The organism is Paenibacillus sp. FSL H3-0457, from assembly GCF_037981725.1.
Classification (GTDB): domain Bacteria; phylum Bacillota; class Bacilli; order Paenibacillales; family Paenibacillaceae; genus Paenibacillus; species Paenibacillus amylolyticus.
In genome coordinates this window covers 5,587,139-5,602,423 of record NZ_CP150283.1, presented here as the reverse complement: position 1 = coordinate 5,602,423, position 15,285 = coordinate 5,587,139, and the positions used below count along the sequence as shown (strand labels likewise).

The window sequence follows — 15,285 nt, the reverse complement described above, 5'->3', positions numbered from 1 at the left end:
GGTGCAGGGATAGATGGAAAACGTTCAATCGCCTGTTCTGCAAATCAGCGGGTTAAGCGGAGGTTATAGTGCCAAACGGCCCGTCCTTCACGGCATCGATCTGGAAGTTGGACGTGGAGAGATGGTCGGACTAATCGGCTTAAACGGTGCTGGCAAAAGCACAACCATGAAACATATCCTCGGCTTGATGACCCCTCAACAGGGCGAAGTGCGAGTGATGGGCAAGAAGCGGGACGAGGATGCGCAGATCTACCAATCGGCTATGGCATTTGTACCGGAATCACCTGAACTGTATGATGAGATGACGGTGATGGAGCACCTGGAGTTTACGGCAAGAGCGTACAATGTGTCGGAGGCTGATTTCAAACAACGTACGGAGAAACTGTTGGAACTGTTCCGTATGAATGAGAAAAGTACAAGTCTGTCGACCCACCTGTCTAAGGGGATGCGGCAAAAGGTCATGATTATGTGTGCTTTTGTGGCCGGACCACCACTGTACATCATTGATGAGCCTTTCCTGGGATTGGACCCGCTGGGTATTCGCTCTTTGCTTGATTTTATGCTGGAGATGAAAGCTTCAGGATCATCCATCCTGCTCAGTTCACACATTCTGTCCACGATTGAAAATTACTGTGACCGTTTTATCGTTCTGCACCGTGGGCAGGTTATTGCTCAAGGTACGCTGAATGAACTGCGCTCCCAATTCGGGGAATCGGATGCCACGCTGGAGCACATGTTCTATTCCCTCGTACAAGGCAGGGATTGAGCATGGATCTCAAGCAGCTATGGAAGCAAAGACGCACAGGATTCTGGAACGGAATTCTTCCTTATCTGGGTTATGTGATCCAGAGCGGTGTAGCTATGGTTTTTTTATTTCTCGTCATTGCGTTCTCCGCCTGGTATACATCGTTTGTCCAGAACATTCCGGCGGAATTTCCGATTCGCTGGGTTGCATTGCTGCTGCTGGCACCACTAGTGCTGTTTAGCAGTTATCGTACATATCTGCTTCCGGCAGATATTGTGTTCCTGCGACCACAGGAATACCGGATGCAGGAGTATTTGAAGAACAGCTTTGCCCGGGGCATCATCTATAAAACTCTGGGCTTGCTGCTTGTATTTGTTACACTGTGGCCGCTCTATGTCAGAGCAGATCTGGATGCACGGCCATTTGGCTGGTTCATCGTATTCCTGTTGCTGTGGAAAGGGTTGTCCAGTTATGGAGCGTGGCAAGAGCTAAGAATGGTTCAGGTCGGTGCGGCAAGAGGATATCGTCTCTTGCGATGGGCTCTGGCAGTGCTGGCGGTTGGCGCATGGCTGTGGCAGCCACCGCAGCGCAGCGTCTGGTTCCTGCTGTTGCTGGCTGTTGTCTACATCGTCGCCTTGCGTATACCGGTGAAACATCGGGTAGCGTGGGAACGACTGATCCAGGTAGAGCAGGGTCAGGCTGGCAGGGTTATGCGTACGCTTGGCTGGTTTGTGGATGTACCTTCATCCGGACAGAAAGTAAGTTCGCGTCGCTGGCTTAGCAAATTGGGGAGCGGTCTTCCCTGGAATGCAGGGAAAGCTTACCGTTACTTGATAACCAAAACGTTTATTCGAACCGAAGTGTTTTCAATCGTGTTACGCTTAATTGTACTGGGCATGTTACTATCCTGGTGGACAGCAGGCAGCTACTTTGGTGTCGGGGTGTATCTGTTCTTCCTGTTGCTTGCAGGTGTTCAGTTAGGTGCGCTGCGTCGCAGTCATAGTGAATCGTTCTGGATTATGATCTATCCAATCTCGGGTGAGAGTCGTCGTTCTCAGGTGTTGGGATTCATATTCCATCTACATGCACTGGCTGCGTTACTCATGTGGCTGCCTATGCTGGCTGCCGGAGCAAGCGGACTGACTGTCACCGGAGTAGCACTTATTTTGGGTATACTGGTGATTGTGATCATGCGGCGTTCGCAAGGTAACAAGTGGTTGAAGGAAGAAGAGGACGAGTAAACGATCGGACACCTGACCAACTCGGATTATTACATTGGGCTCATCAGTGAGAGGTACAAAAGATAACAAAAGAAGGGTATTCCGGGCTGTGTCCCGGTATACCCTTCTTTGTGCTGTAATGGAATCATGCAATCAGATCACTTGGTTCTCGCGTAAGTGTGTATTGGTACTAACAGAGGAACGATTTAGTGATAATCACGAGCAAGATGAACAGAACGAGAATGGCACCTGTGTTTGTAAATCCTCCGCCGTAACCGCCGCATCCATAACCGCCTCTTGTATCTTCAACTCCAGACATGGTCATTCCCCTTTCAAGTGGTTGTTTGGCACGCCCTTGCGTACATCGTATATTATGTGCCATGGGGGTAGGCTGATTGGGCCGATGCCCGGTAAAGCCAGAAATTAAAGCTTTTGGGCTGATAAAACACAAAAGAACCCTTCGTATATTCAGTGACATGAAGCGTCGCCGTTATACAAAGGGTTCTTATAACATTCAGGGTACAGGTCTGTGTTAACTAAGTCGTCCGCAGATCCTGAACTCCACGATAGATGGTTTCATACAGATCTTCCAACCCGGATTCTTCAATACAGGAGAAGGCGATTCGAAGATCCGATTCACCCAGCGCGATTGTACCCACACCATATTTGTGCAGCAAATGGCTTCGAAGTTCTTCAGCGCCAACTTCTTTCAGCTTCAGGCACATGAAGTAACCGGAGTTGAACGGATAATAGTCCCATGCATCTCCATACTTGCCGCTATCGAGAATGGCTTTTACCTTATTGGCGCGGCCTTTCATAATCTCGAACTTCTCCTGTTTCTGTGCTTCAAACTCCGGTGCTTTGAGCGCATCCAGCACAAAAGTCTGGGAAGGATGCGGGCCACTGGAGATCGTTGCCCGGATAATACCAAGTGTTTTTTGTTCCAATGCATGCAGAACGGCTGCATCTTCATGAGCATACGTAATGAATCCAACGCGGAAGCCCCATACAAACTCCTCCTTGGTTGCACCATCCACTTTTACAGTCAACACACGTGGATGAATGTTGGCAAGTTTGCCAAACAGGGATTCATGAATGGAATCTTCGAAGAACAGTCCAAAGTACGCATCATCTGTTACAGCAACCACGTTAACGCCGGCTTCAGCTGCCTGAAGAATCGTGTTCACAATGGCATCTGCTTCTTCGGCTCCAGGCGTATAACCTGTTGGGTTATTCGGGAAGTTGAGCAGAACGATCGCTTTACCTTTGTCCTTTTGATCAAGCAAAGCCTGAAGCAGACCCTCACTGTTGAAGTTCAACTGATCATCGAACAGGGGATAATGAACCAACTGGCCATGACGACGAATTCCGAAGGTCAGCTCGTAATTTTCCCAGTTTTTATCCGGATATATGACAGCGTCCCCTTCATCGGCGAACAGGTCGGCTACGATACTTAGTCCATGGGTTAATGCATTGGTTACAATTGGATTGCCAAACGTTTTGCCTTCCAGAGAAGGTGTTTCCTTCAGCATCTTGTCTCTCCAAACGGTCCGCAATTCAGGTTTGCCTGCAGGTGGAGCGTAAGGATACAGATCCTTTGGTTGGAATGCAGACAGCTTCTCCTGAATAACCTGAAGATGCATCGGCACACCACCCTCCAGGGCGATACCAATCGTGGCATTATGGGTCTTGGCCAAGCTTGCTGCTTCAGCAGATTGACTCAAAATCCCCTCTTTAGGAAAATAAATTTCTTTGCCAAGCTGTGACAGCATGGAGTAGACGTGACTGCTGCCTGTCTGAATACTTTCGTTCAACTGTTCAGCCAGTGGATTCATTCTTTTCATCCTTCCAAGTCTTTGTGATTCAACTGCCTAACATTATATCACCTTGACATGCCCCCGTCACGGAAATTACGCAATATGACAGTTATATCACTTTACCGCGTTGTTGCAGAGGGTTTTCGGGTGGGTTATCGTTGTATTCGACCTTGGAGTAATCCTCAAGAAATGAAACTTATTGCTGATGAAATGGACAGTATTTCCGCATCATTTCAGCAGTTTCGGCATCTCTTCCTTCATTGCGCTGTTCCAGTTCACCACTGATATGATCGAATCGTTCACTCGAGAGGTTTTGTCCAAATTTAAACTTGGCGCTGATCCGTTCAGGACTAATTCGGACTACGGCTACAGCTTTGAGGTTTCCTGTGTAACGCGAGTCAGTAGCGTCAATGGGTACATATCCGCCTTGCGGCTGGAGTTTTTCCATAAATCGTTGCAGTACCTTACCTTTGATGTCCAGATCTTTAACCGGTTCAGCCTGACCAAAGGCCATGACACTTTTGAAGAAAGAAGTCGCTGGACAAGCAAGCTCAGGATCACTGAAATAAGATGGAATCAGGGAGAACTCTTCAGCTACTGTGAAACTGACCGACGAATCCTGTTTGATCTGTTTCATCTTCTCGCCAGCCAGACTGCCGTGAAAATAAAAGCAACCGTCCATATATACAAAATTCAGCGGTGTAACCCGTGGTTGTCCGTCCGGACTGACCGTTCCCAGAAACCCGAAGGAGCACTGATCCAGAAATGCGGTAATTTCCTGTTCTTCATCTACTGTGAATTCTTTCCGTCTCATGTGTATTCCCCCATCATTGAATGTATAATAGAACGCCATATCTTATGGATAACCATAGTTCATACATTGACAATGAAATAGATCCAATTTACATTCACTTTAGTAGGCCAATTAGTCGGGGATCACAGATGAATACAAATGAAGAGAGGTGCATGATGGAATTGTGGCTGCCGATGGATACCTATGAACTTCAGCATCGATACAAGTATGAGGCATTGTACCATGCGTTACGTGATGCCATTCATGCAGGCACATTGGTGGGAGGCACGCGGCTTCCTTCCACCCGTGAGTTGGCAAAACAATATGAGATGTCACGTGGTTCGGTAGCTCAGGTATACGACATGCTGCTTGCGGATGGTTATGTCCATGCACATCGGGGAAGAGGTACATTTGTCACCGAAACATTATCCACTCAGGAAAATGAAAAACAGGAAGCCGTTCTCAAGCTGTCTGCCTGGGGCGAACGAGTACAGAGGTTGAATACACAACATGAAGTCCTGCGGACTCAGATGTCTTCACCGAAGCCGTCCGTCATTAATTTTCAAATGCAGCGCATGCCTGCGGAACATTTCCCGTTAGGCGAGTGGAAGAGTGCACTCGCTGCGGTTCATCGCAGTGGTTGGCGAGAATCGAGCGGTGTAGCCGGTGATCCGGAGCTGCGTGAGGCCATCGCCTCCCATCTCAGATGGACACGTGGTATCCAGGCTGAACCATCTCAGATTGTATTGTTCAGCGGATCAATGCAAGGCATCACCCTTCTATCCCAGCTGTTGATCGCAGAGGGGGCAGCGGTTGTATTAGAGAATCCGGGATATCCGGGCATCGCCCATGCCGTCAAGTCCTGTGGTGGGCATATCATCCCGGCAGAGGTGGATGCCGCAGGCATTATTCCTCAGCCTTGGGAGGCACAGACGTTATTTGTCACCCCTACCCGGCAGTTTCCAACAGGGGCCGTGCTGGGATTGGACAGAAGACGTGCCTTGCTTGGGTGGGCCTCAAAGCGGAATGCGGTCATCATTGAAGATGATTATGACAGTGAATTCCGATGGGGCGGAAGACCAATTGAACCCCTCAAAGTGCTTGATCGTGAACAGCGCGTCATCTACGTTGGTTCATTCTCACAAACGATGGTTGCTTCGTTTCGACTTGGCTACGCCGTCCTGCCACCTGGTCTGGTAGAACCTCTCCTTGCCGCCAAGGCGCTGTATGAACCGGTACCTCCGGCACTGCTGGAGCAGCGCGCACTGGCAAAGTTTATGACCAGAGGAGGTTACCTGAGACACTTACGGCGGTTAACCCGGTTATATGGGGAACGGCATGATTTTTTTGTCCGCGAGATGGAACTACAGTTGCCGGAGGCATTCACAATGCAGCTTGGTGATGCAGGACTGCATATCTACGCTACCTGGAATGGCGATGTGGACAGTTATCAGCGATTTAAAAAGCTTGCTCAGGAGGATGGCATATTGTTCCGTGATGCAGAGCGATATCGGTTGACTTCAGGTCATCCGGCGGCCTGTTTTGCTTTTGCACATCTGGAGAAAGAAGAGATGACAGAGGGAATCCGGCGAATGCGGCTAGCCTGGGAGAAGTGCACATTTTCGTTTCGGTGAATTCCGCTGTATAATGGGATAAGACATTTCGCTCCTGTAGGGGCAGAGATTATATATGAGCAAGTTGTATTTAATCATGCAAGATACTGAAATACATATGGCCTGGATTGAAGAAGTGAGATTCAGATCAGAATGATGCCATATGCAGAGAGATTAACTATCAAGGGGGAGTGGCGACATGCTGCAGGCATCGCCGTCATCATTTGTTATTTTGCCCGCTGTCGCCAAAATTGTCTGTGAACCGGGCTGGAAGTGGCAGAAACGGGAAAAACCGATGCAAAACTATGATTTATTTTATGTATGGAGTGGTGAAGGAACGCTTGTACTGAATGACCAGTCGTATGAAGTTGGCAAGGGTAGTTGTTTTTTGTTCAGGCCAGGAGATCATCCTACTGCAACACATAATAAGCAAAAACCGTTGGTACTTACGTATATTCACTTTGATGTGGACGTGCCTGTTGCTGACGTTCCCCAGTCCTATCGCGAGGTACAGGAAACGGTGGAGTTTGAGCACTTGCTGGCACGTTATGTAAGACTGTTCTTATCAGATGTGTACGGACGTGATGAAGAGAGCCGATTGATTCTGAAACAATTGATGATTCATTTGCTGCGCGCTGATACGGAAGAACCTGTGGAGAAAAAGGTGAGCAACCAGTTGTCCGATGTCATCCAGGAGGTCGCCAATTATGTGCGTCAGCATCCCGGGATTACACATCGGGTGGAAGATCTGGCTGCGCGGGCTGGCTTATCGCCCCGATACTTCTCGATCAAGTTCAAGGAACTGGTGGGCTCATCGGTGCAATCTTATATTATCCGCATGCGTATTGAACGGGCGGAACATCTGCTGGTGCATACCGGCATGAATGTGACCGAAGTGGCGGATGCTCTGGGCTACCGGGATATTTTCTTCTTCAGTCGTCAGTTCAAGCAGTATACCGGCAAAAGCCCGTCCGAGATTCGTTAAAATTCTGATGAGAAAAAAAGGAAACCGTTTCAAGTCTGGAATGCAAGGGTAATTATCTAGCATTCCAGATGACCAAAAGGGGGAACTTGTGATGAACGGAAAACGTCGGGTCCGCAACCGGGGATGCTCTACGAAGGGATGCAATATTTTCCGGAACCGTCTGCGTCGCTTCAAACCGGCAGAGGACTTGCAAGATGTGTGGTTTTGAGGAGAACTCAGCAGACCAATAACGACGGAGCGAAGCTTCGTATTGCATGTATATATGGATAAATATGAATTCATAAAGAGGATGACGCAATACCTGGTTACAGGTGTTGCGCCATCCTCTTTATTTGCGTATGGACTCATTAGTTCTTTGGTTTCAAACGACCAAGCAATGCGCCCATTTTGACCGAATCGCCTGGCTGTAAGCCCGGGTTTGGTTCGAATGTGCCACTCTGCGTCAGCAGAACAACGGTGGAACCGAATTCAAAATAGGCCAGATCATCGCCTTGTGCCCAGGTACTTGTGTCCGTATCAGCATATTGTATGCTACTCACGTTCATCGCACCTACTTTGACAACCGCCACTTCACCGTAATCATGTGCGATATACGTAATGAGTCGTTCGTTTCGACTAAGCACGGATCTCATATGGGTCAGGCCAAAGTCATTCACGGGATAAACTTTGCCCTTGATGTGTTCGCTCTCTATTTTGCGGCCGCTGACAGGTGCATGAATGCGGTGATAGTCGCGAGGGCTGAGATAGAGGACAAACCCGTACCCGTGCTTGTACTTCTCCAGATGGGGAGAATGGTTTAATAATTCAGCAAGTGTATAATTTTGTCCCTTAACATTCAGGAGTGTCCCTGCAGATATTGGACCGGCTGCCGTAATCTTGGCATCTACCGGGCTGATCAGTGCATGCTCTGAAAGTTCCAACGGGCGCATGCCCGGCTTTAATTTGCGGGTAAAGAAATCGTTCAGTGAACGGTATTCCTTCCAGTCTTTCTCGGCCTCCTGAACAGGGATGTCGTAGGTCCGGACAAAATAAGGGATAAATGCCTTACTTCCCCGGCTTTTGGAGAAGGCTCCCACGGTCCGGGAGATCCATTTGCGCGAAGAAAGCTCGGTCATTAATCGCAACAGCGTTTTTGCCATGAATATCCCCCTTAGGGTTAATGCGAACTTCAAGGCCGGCAAGACCGGCCGTTCTGCATAATATTGACACAGAATGCACACGAAATCAATATAGTCTCCTATCGTATGTCTGCGGTTGTCTCGGAATTCTCGAATTCTGTTCCAGCAGCAGACGCCCATAAGCCATCGGTTTGCTGTACGTTGCCTTCCAGTGTTCCGACATTCCCGCCTTGCGAAAACCGTAACGCTGATCCCGTCCATTGCATTCAATAAAATAGATCTGGCCGCTGCGCGTTATCCCGAGATCAAGACCCAGATCAGCCAGATGTGGCAGACTGGCCGCCAGGTTCTGGGCAATTCGAAGTGCAACGAGTCCGATTCTGTATTCCAGTCGAGCCAGGTCGAAGCCAGATTCCCCTAATCCAAGGGCCTCTGCGAGCTTCATGACTTTACCGCCCTGGGCGATATTGCTGACAAACGTATGGGCAGGAGCCGCTTTGGCAAACATGCCTGTTATTCCCCAAAGACCATCGCCACCACGTTGTACAGATACCCGCAAATCTACCGGCCTGCCCTCATAACGTACCAGTGGGATACGCTCTTCAATGAGGTAGGCATGGCGAAAGATCCGCCTTAGGGTGGCGGAAGGAAGCTGTCCTTTGCTCAATCGGAAGGTAGCCCACCCTTTGCGTGCCGCCTTCGTCTCACAGGTTAGTTTCCACTGTCCATCTCGCTCAAAGACTCGCATAATCCCATGACCGATGCTACCGCTGCATGGTTTGATGACGAGGTCATCATATTGTTCCATCATATAGACCAGAGACTCTGGCGTAGCTTTGACTGCACGGGGCAGGTGTTCTCGCAAGGCGAGGTCCTGATGAAGCATGTCATGAATGTGATCTTTACGGTACCGGTTGCGAACGTTGAATACCTGGATACCCTGCAACATCAGCTTGGTAATCTGATGCTGTTCCGTCCGGCGAAGCTGGAGTGAGCGGTTATGAATGACGGAGGGCAGTGGCATACGCTCGCGAACATATCTGCCTTCTTTTTTAACATAGGCAAGACATGTTTTTTGATCCGAATCGATATCTTCCAGCCTCAAAAAGCAGGGGGTTAATCCATAACTGGCCGCTGCCTGTTCATAATTCGCGAGTGATTCCTGACCGGTCCTTCCGGCCGGTATCCCCCGGTACATGCGTGAATCGAACATAATGCCGATCGTTTCTTGGAGCATGACCGTTCCTCCTTCGATGTTATCGCGACCATGGATCGTCCATTCATGGAATGCCGGCCTGTCACCGCATGGCTCAGACATCGCGATAACGCAGACCGGTGTGTAAGATGCATCGCCAAGCACTAGTGCTTGCTCAGGGCGTGTCTAAAACTCCGAAGGAAGCAGGTTTGCCGAATCTTCGTTCCAAGCAAGGAAGTTTTTCGCAGGCGTGCCGGGGCACGTCAAGGGAAAGTGACGTAGTAGGGGGCGAAAAGACGGTGAAAGATGCACTTCAGCGAGTTTTCAGACACGACCTAGATATAATATCCTATGACATAACTGGGACGGGGGCGTGGACAGCCGCCTTTCCTCTGCAGCCCTGACACGCCTATTTCCACGAAGATCATCGAACCTTCCTGTCTTGACGCCTGTACATCCGTACTCTGGAATCCGCAAAAGTCATAAATGAAGTGGCAGATGCCCATATGGAAGCATATGATGCCGGAGACGAACGTTAGAGGAAGGAGCAAGCTGCATGAGTAAAAATGGCAAAAAGAAGGTTCCAACGCCGAAACTGCGGCATGTGAGCCCGAAATACAAAGAATTGGAACTGACTGATCGCCGGGCAGACAAGATGAACTCAGGTTTCACTGTGAATAGGGAAGAACGTTTGAATACGAATAAAAGGGAATCAAGGGCTGTTCAGGAGTCGGAAGAATTCCTATTCGACTCAATGGAGCTACCTGCATCAACAAACGAGCTGGAAGAGGTGGAGATCGAAGCCGAAATCAAGCCGGAACCCGTAGAGTCTGATAGCAAGGAAATCGAGACAGAAGATAGCTCGGATAAGCAAATTCAGGTTAGCAGCGTGGCTCCGCTTGTTCTGGAAGAAGAGGTGGATATCATCAAGCAAGAAACAACAAGCAAGGACCGGTTGCAGATCCTGAACCAGAACCAGATGCCGGGTCATACCGGACATTACATCTACACGGACGACTTGAGTGAATTTGCTGTTACGGAGAGCAAGTTGGCTCCTTTCTCTGTGGATGCCTCCAAGCTGAAACCGGATGCGGTCGGCAGTGAAGCATTGCAGGATTATGCGGTGACCAGCATTCACATTGCAGACGGGGCCATTGTTTCAGCGAAACTTGCGGAAGCGTCTGTATCTGAGGAGCACCTGATTGACGGTTCTGTGTCTGGTCACAAAATACGAAATGCTTCTATTGCCGGTGAGAAAATCAGAGATGGCAGTATTACTTCTCAGAAGCTTGGCAACCAGGCCATCGATTCGGCCAAAATTGCCGACGGCTCCATCAGCACAAGACATCTCAGCCGCATGCTGGTAACGGAAGAATTAATCAAGAATCATGCCGTAACTGGAGACAAGATCGCGATTAGCGGGGTGGATACAAGACATCTCACGGGGGGAGCTGTGAATACCTCCAAACTGGCTGACGATGCAGTGACTACATCCAAAATTCGGGAAGCTGCTGTCACAGGCAGCAAAATCGAAGAACACTCCATCGAGTCTCACCATATTCAGGCAGGTGCTGTTAAACAGACACATCTGGCAGAAGGGTCTGTCGGTCGTTCACAACTATTAAATGGAAGTATTGGAAGTGACCAGATAGAGGATGGATCCATACAAACAAGACATTTAGCTGAGGGTTCACTAACTGGAAGACATCTACTGGATGGTTCAATCGGTTCAAGCCAGATTCGAGCTCATTCCGTTGGCAAGGAGCAGATTGGCAATGGAGAAGTGGGCAGTGAGCATTTGACAGAAGGTGCAGTAACCAGTAGCAAACTGGCAGACCAGTCTGTTGGAACAGCAAAATTGCTGGAGCAGTCCATTACGGCATCCAAGATCTCTGATCAGAGCGTCATATCTTCCAAAATTGCGGATGAAGCCGTACAGGGTAAACATCTTGCCAAAGGGTCCATTCGTGCGGAACACATTGCGAATCGGGGAATTACGCCAGTACATGTGGACAATTCCGCAATTCACTCTATTCACATTGCAAGTGGAAGCATCGAGGCAGCTCATCTATCTGCCGGAAGTGTGTCCGGAGACGCTCTTGCAGACGACGTGGTGTGTGAGCGGCATCTTGCAGAGTCGGCCGTGGGTACGTATGAATTGCAGGATGGTGCCGTTACAGACGTTAAACTTGCGGATGGAAGTGTGACAACAGAAAAGCTTGGAACGGCATCGGTGAGTAGCAGAGCGCTTGCCCCGGGAAGTGTTATATCCTCGCATCTTGCGAGTGGTGGAGTCACAGGGACACATCTGGCTCCAGGCAGCGTGGGTTCCGAGGCCCTGAGACCTTATGCAGTGAAATCGGAACACTTGACAGAACATGCCGTAGGTGTACCTCATCTTCAGCCGGGTAGTGTTGAAACGGATGCGATTGCACGGGCCGCGGTCACAACAGACAAATTGGCTATTGATAGTGTAACTTCAGCCCAGCTGGCTGGCGGGTCCATTTTTCCGCCTCATCTAACAGATCATGCGGTTACCTCCCCCAAGCTTTCACCAGAGAGTGTTGCAACAGATAAACTGGCGGATTTTGCTGTCACATCAGCTAAACTGGCAGACGGCAGCGTGACTTCTTCCAAGATTATGGCAGAGAGTATTAACGCCAAACATATTCCAGCAGGAACCATTCGCGGATATCACTTGAAGCAGCATGCCGTTTCCCTGGAACATTTGTCGGAAGAAATACGCTCGCCGGAATTATTTGCTGATGGTAGTATTACCGGCAACAAACTTCAACATGGCTCCATAAGTGCGGACCATTTGACAGCAGAGTCGGTATCCGGGACAGAACTGCAACAGGCTGCTGTAGGTAGCGAGCACTTGCAGCCATCCGTTGTACAATCCGTCCATCTGGCTGAAGGCAGCGTGAAATCTGACCATTTGGGGACTCAAGTAGTGAGCTCACAGCATCTGAAGCCAGACATCATTCATGAGGAGCATATTGCTGAACAGGTGGTAACATCGCATCACTTGGCACCCGGATCTGTCGAAACAGACCATCTGGCACCTTTATCCATTACAGCGGCCCACCTTCAGCCAGGTTTGATCAGTGGTTTGCATCTTCAGGCAGAGTCGACAAGTGCTGTTCACCTGCAGCAAGGAGCTGTGCATTCCCGTCATATTCAAGATGGTGAAATTCTTCCTCATCATATCCATGAACGCAGCATCGGAACATCTCATCTGGAAGAAGAAGCGGTAAGTACAATTATTTTGCAGGATGAATCTGTAACACGCTCCAAACTAGCAACGGGTAGTGTGGATGGCAGCAAATTAGCTGCAGGAACCGTATCGGCTACTCACCTTGCCAATGAAAGTGTGCAAACCCATCATATCCAAGAAGGAGCAATCCTTGCTGATCATATTCAAGAGTGCAGTATTGGCTCAGTTCATCTGGATGAGCAGTCTGTAAGTGCAGTTCATTTGCAAAATGGATCTGTAACAAGTGCCAAACTGGCGGATGGCAGTATCAACGGCAGCAAATTGCTTGAAGGAACCGTATCGGGGGTTCATATTGCGTCCGAAAGTGTGCAAACCGGGCATATTCAGGCAGGGGCCATTCATGCTGACCATATTCAGGAGCGGAGCATCGGCACAACCCATCTGGAGGAGGAAGCAGTAAGTGCGATTCACCTGCAAAATGGGTCTGTCATCAGTACCAAACTGGCCGACGGCAGTGTAACGGGCAGCAAGTTGATCGAAGATGCGGTGTCGGGAATCCATATCGCATCGGAAAGTGTGCAATCCCGCCATATTCAGGAAGGAGCAATCTTTGCTGACCATATTCAGGAGCACAGCATTGGCATGCTTCACTTGGAACAGGAAGCAGTAAGTGCCATTCATCTGCAAAATGGATCTGTAACAAGTACCAAGTTGGCCGACGGCAGTGTAACCGGCAGCAAGTTGCTTGAAGGTGCAGTATCAGATATCCACATTGCAGACGATAGTGTGCAATCCAGTAAGATTCAGGCAGGAGCCATTCATGCTGATCATATTCAAGAGCGGAGCATCGGCACAGCACATTTGGAAGAGGAGTCTGTAAGTGCCATTCATTTGCAAAATGGATCTGTAACGAGTGCCAAACTGGCGGATGGCAGTATAACTGGCAGCAAGTTACTCGAAGGTACGGTATCCGGGGTTCATATCGCATCGGAAAGTGTGCAATCCGGGCATATTCAGGCAGGAGCTATTCATGCTGGTCATATTCAGGAGCGAAGCATAGGCACAGCCCATCTGGAAGAGGAAGCCGTAAGTGCGGTTCATCTGCAAAATGGGTCCGTAACAAGTGCCAAATTGGCTGACAGTAGCATTAGTGGCAGCAAATTGCTCGAAGATACTGTATTGGGGAGCCATATCGCGTCGGAAAGTGTGCAAACTCGCCATATCCAGGCAGGAGCGATCCTTGCTGATCATATTCAGGAGCACAGCATTGGTACGTTCCATCTGGAAGAGGAAGCAATAAGTGCGGTTCATCTGCAAAATGAATCTGTAACGAGTGCCAAACTGGCGGATGGCAGTGTGAGCAGCAACAAACTGCTTGAAGATGCGGTGTCGGATGTCCATATTGCCAATGGAAGTGTGCAATCGCGTCATATCCAAGAGAAAGCCATACATGCTGACCATATTCAAGAGCGAAGCATTGGAATCTCCCACCTCAAAGCCGAATCGGTAAGTTCGATTCATCTGCACAATGGTTCCATAACAAGTGCCAAAATGGCTGACGGCAGTGTAAACGGTAATAAATTGCTTGAAGGTGCGGTATCGGCTATCCACATAGCAGACAAAAGTGTGCAAACTCGTCATATCCAGGATGGAACCATTCTTGCTGATCATATTCAAGAACGCAGCATTCGCACAACTCATCTGGAAGAGGAAGCAGTAAGCGGGGTTCATCTGCAAAATGGGTCTGTCACCAGTGCCAAATTGGCCGATGGCAGCGTGAACGGCAGCAAACTGAGTGAGCAGAGTATTACCTCTAATCATTTGAATGCGGGGATTGTAGGTCCAGCGCATCTGAGCGAAGAGATATGGAATGCGATCCGTCAGTTCAGTGGAGAAACGCTGGAGCAACTGGCAACTATCAAAAGACAAGAGGGATTGCTTCAACCAGAAAATGAAGGTGTACAGCAATCACAGCAGGTAATCGTCGAGGCAATACCGGGTGCTGGTCTGGAGCAACAACAAGAGCTGGTATCCCAAACAGATCAGCTTGGCGAACTACCGGCAGCTTTGTTCACAACAGAGCCGGCAGAACAGGCTCAGCAACCACAGCTTGAACAGTCACAGGAGATCGCTGGAACTACGGAGTTTATGTTAAGTGAACAATCGATTAAACAGGAGCATCTCTGTGATGATACCGTGGGCAGCAGCCAGTTGCAATCGGGGGCAGTTCAAGCCAAACATCTGGCCTTCCAGCCCGTTCGCAGCGTAAGCAAACAACCGGTTGTACAACAATTCGGAATGGAAGCTTTTGTACTGCCAGAGAGTGAAGTATGCACAGAGGTAACTGTTGTTTTTGAAGAATCATTTGCTTCAGAACATTATGTGATTGTGGGCATGAGTAATGATCGGGGATTCCAGATTTCCTTGCTCTCGCAGAGTGAGGATGAAGCGGTACTTGAAGTGTCACGTACAGCAGATTGCAAGCATACGTACGGATTGTTGTCATGGATTGCTGCGGGACCTTCGCAAGGATAGTGCAGGATTGTATCCGTAATAAACAAATGACAAAAGCGGTGTCCAGA

General features: G+C 49.2%; 10 protein-coding genes. 5 read left to right on the top strand and 5 right to left on the bottom strand.

Going from position 1 to position 15,285, the window contains the following annotated elements:
- Positions 1 to 13: 13 nt before the first annotated feature.
- Together MHH25_RS24895 and MHH25_RS24890 are read left to right on the top strand one after the other, a co-directional pair.
- Positions 14 to 766: an ABC transporter ATP-binding protein gene (locus MHH25_RS24895; protein ID WP_036605802.1), complete on the top strand. Its 753-nt coding sequence runs from the start codon at positions 14 to 16 to the stop codon at positions 764 to 766.
- A gap of 2 nt (positions 767 to 768) precedes the next feature.
- Positions 769 to 1,986 (top strand): ABC transporter permease, encoded by a 1,218-nt coding sequence (locus tag MHH25_RS24890; RefSeq protein WP_340018445.1) that lies wholly within the window; start codon positions 769 to 771, stop codon positions 1,984 to 1,986.
- A 169-nt stretch (positions 1,987 to 2,155) separates the two neighbouring features.
- Here the strand turns inward: MHH25_RS24890 and MHH25_RS24885 are convergent, their stop codons facing one another.
- The 3 genes from MHH25_RS24885 to MHH25_RS24875 form a co-directional block, all read right to left on the bottom strand.
- Entirely contained in the window at positions 2,156 to 2,284 is a 129-nt protein-coding gene (locus tag MHH25_RS24885) for a hypothetical protein (protein ID WP_017692471.1), read from the bottom strand.
- Between the two features lie 217 nt (positions 2,285 to 2,501).
- Complete coding sequence (locus tag MHH25_RS24880; RefSeq protein ID WP_036673403.1) at positions 2,502 to 3,800, bottom strand: aminotransferase class I/II-fold pyridoxal phosphate-dependent enzyme; 1,299 nt, start codon at positions 3,798 to 3,800, stop codon at positions 2,502 to 2,504.
- Between the two features lie 178 nt (positions 3,801 to 3,978).
- On the bottom strand, positions 3,979 to 4,596 hold the full coding sequence (locus MHH25_RS24875) for a pyridoxamine 5'-phosphate oxidase family protein (protein ID WP_221820993.1): 618 nt from the start codon (positions 4,594 to 4,596) through the stop codon (positions 3,979 to 3,981).
- A gap of 155 nt (positions 4,597 to 4,751) precedes the next feature.
- Between MHH25_RS24875 and MHH25_RS24870 the strand changes: the two genes are divergently transcribed.
- Positions 4,752 to 6,209 (top strand): PLP-dependent aminotransferase family protein, encoded by a 1,458-nt coding sequence (locus tag MHH25_RS24870; protein WP_340020546.1) that lies wholly within the window; start codon positions 4,752 to 4,754, stop codon positions 6,207 to 6,209.
- A gap of 178 nt (positions 6,210 to 6,387) precedes the next feature.
- On the top strand, positions 6,388 to 7,173 hold the full coding sequence (locus MHH25_RS24865) for an AraC family transcriptional regulator (protein WP_036605807.1): 786 nt from the start codon (positions 6,388 to 6,390) through the stop codon (positions 7,171 to 7,173).
- Between the two features lie 347 nt (positions 7,174 to 7,520).
- Here the strand turns inward: MHH25_RS24865 and asd are convergent, their stop codons facing one another.
- A complete protein-coding gene (gene asd / locus MHH25_RS24860) occupies positions 7,521 to 8,312 on the bottom strand; it encodes an archaetidylserine decarboxylase (protein ID WP_047841263.1) in 792 nt (263 codons plus the stop codon).
- A gap of 85 nt (positions 8,313 to 8,397) precedes the next feature.
- Entirely contained in the window at positions 8,398 to 9,528 is a 1,131-nt protein-coding gene (locus tag MHH25_RS24855) for a YheC/YheD family protein (RefSeq protein WP_340018444.1), read from the bottom strand.
- 514 nt (positions 9,529 to 10,042) lie between these two features.
- On the opposite strand from MHH25_RS24855, the gene MHH25_RS24850 reads away from it, so the two are divergent.
- Positions 10,043 to 15,238, top strand: coding sequence for a WIAG-tail domain (locus tag MHH25_RS24850; RefSeq protein WP_340018443.1), 5,196 nt, complete (start codon positions 10,043 to 10,045; stop codon positions 15,236 to 15,238).
- Positions 15,239 to 15,285 lie beyond the last annotated feature (47 nt).

What these genes read in the sequence shown, in the direction of transcription:
- MHH25_RS24895 (WP_036605802.1), top strand. Translation starts at nt 14, where the DNA reads ATGGAAAACGTTCAATCGCCTGTTCTGCAAATCAGCGGGTTAAGCGGA.
- MHH25_RS24890 (WP_340018445.1), top strand. Translation starts at nt 769, where the DNA reads ATGGATCTCAAGCAGCTATGGAAGCAAAGACGCACAGGATTCTGGAAC.
- MHH25_RS24885 (WP_017692471.1), bottom strand. Translation starts at nt 2,284, where the DNA reads ATGTCTGGAGTTGAAGATACAAGAGGCGGTTATGGATGCGGCGGTTAC.
- MHH25_RS24880 (WP_036673403.1), bottom strand. Translation starts at nt 3,800, where the DNA reads ATGAATCCACTGGCTGAACAGTTGAACGAAAGTATTCAGACAGGCAGC.
- MHH25_RS24875 (WP_221820993.1), bottom strand. Translation starts at nt 4,596, where the DNA reads ATGAGACGGAAAGAATTCACAGTAGATGAAGAACAGGAAATTACCGCA.
- MHH25_RS24870 (WP_340020546.1), top strand. Translation starts at nt 4,752, where the DNA reads ATGGAATTGTGGCTGCCGATGGATACCTATGAACTTCAGCATCGATAC.
- MHH25_RS24865 (WP_036605807.1), top strand. Translation starts at nt 6,388, where the DNA reads ATGCTGCAGGCATCGCCGTCATCATTTGTTATTTTGCCCGCTGTCGCC.
- asd (WP_047841263.1), bottom strand. Translation starts at nt 8,312, where the DNA reads ATGGCAAAAACGCTGTTGCGATTAATGACCGAGCTTTCTTCGCGCAAA.
- MHH25_RS24855 (WP_340018444.1), bottom strand. Translation starts at nt 9,528, where the DNA reads ATGCTCCAAGAAACGATCGGCATTATGTTCGATTCACGCATGTACCGG.
- MHH25_RS24850 (WP_340018443.1), top strand. Translation starts at nt 10,043, where the DNA reads ATGAGTAAAAATGGCAAAAAGAAGGTTCCAACGCCGAAACTGCGGCAT.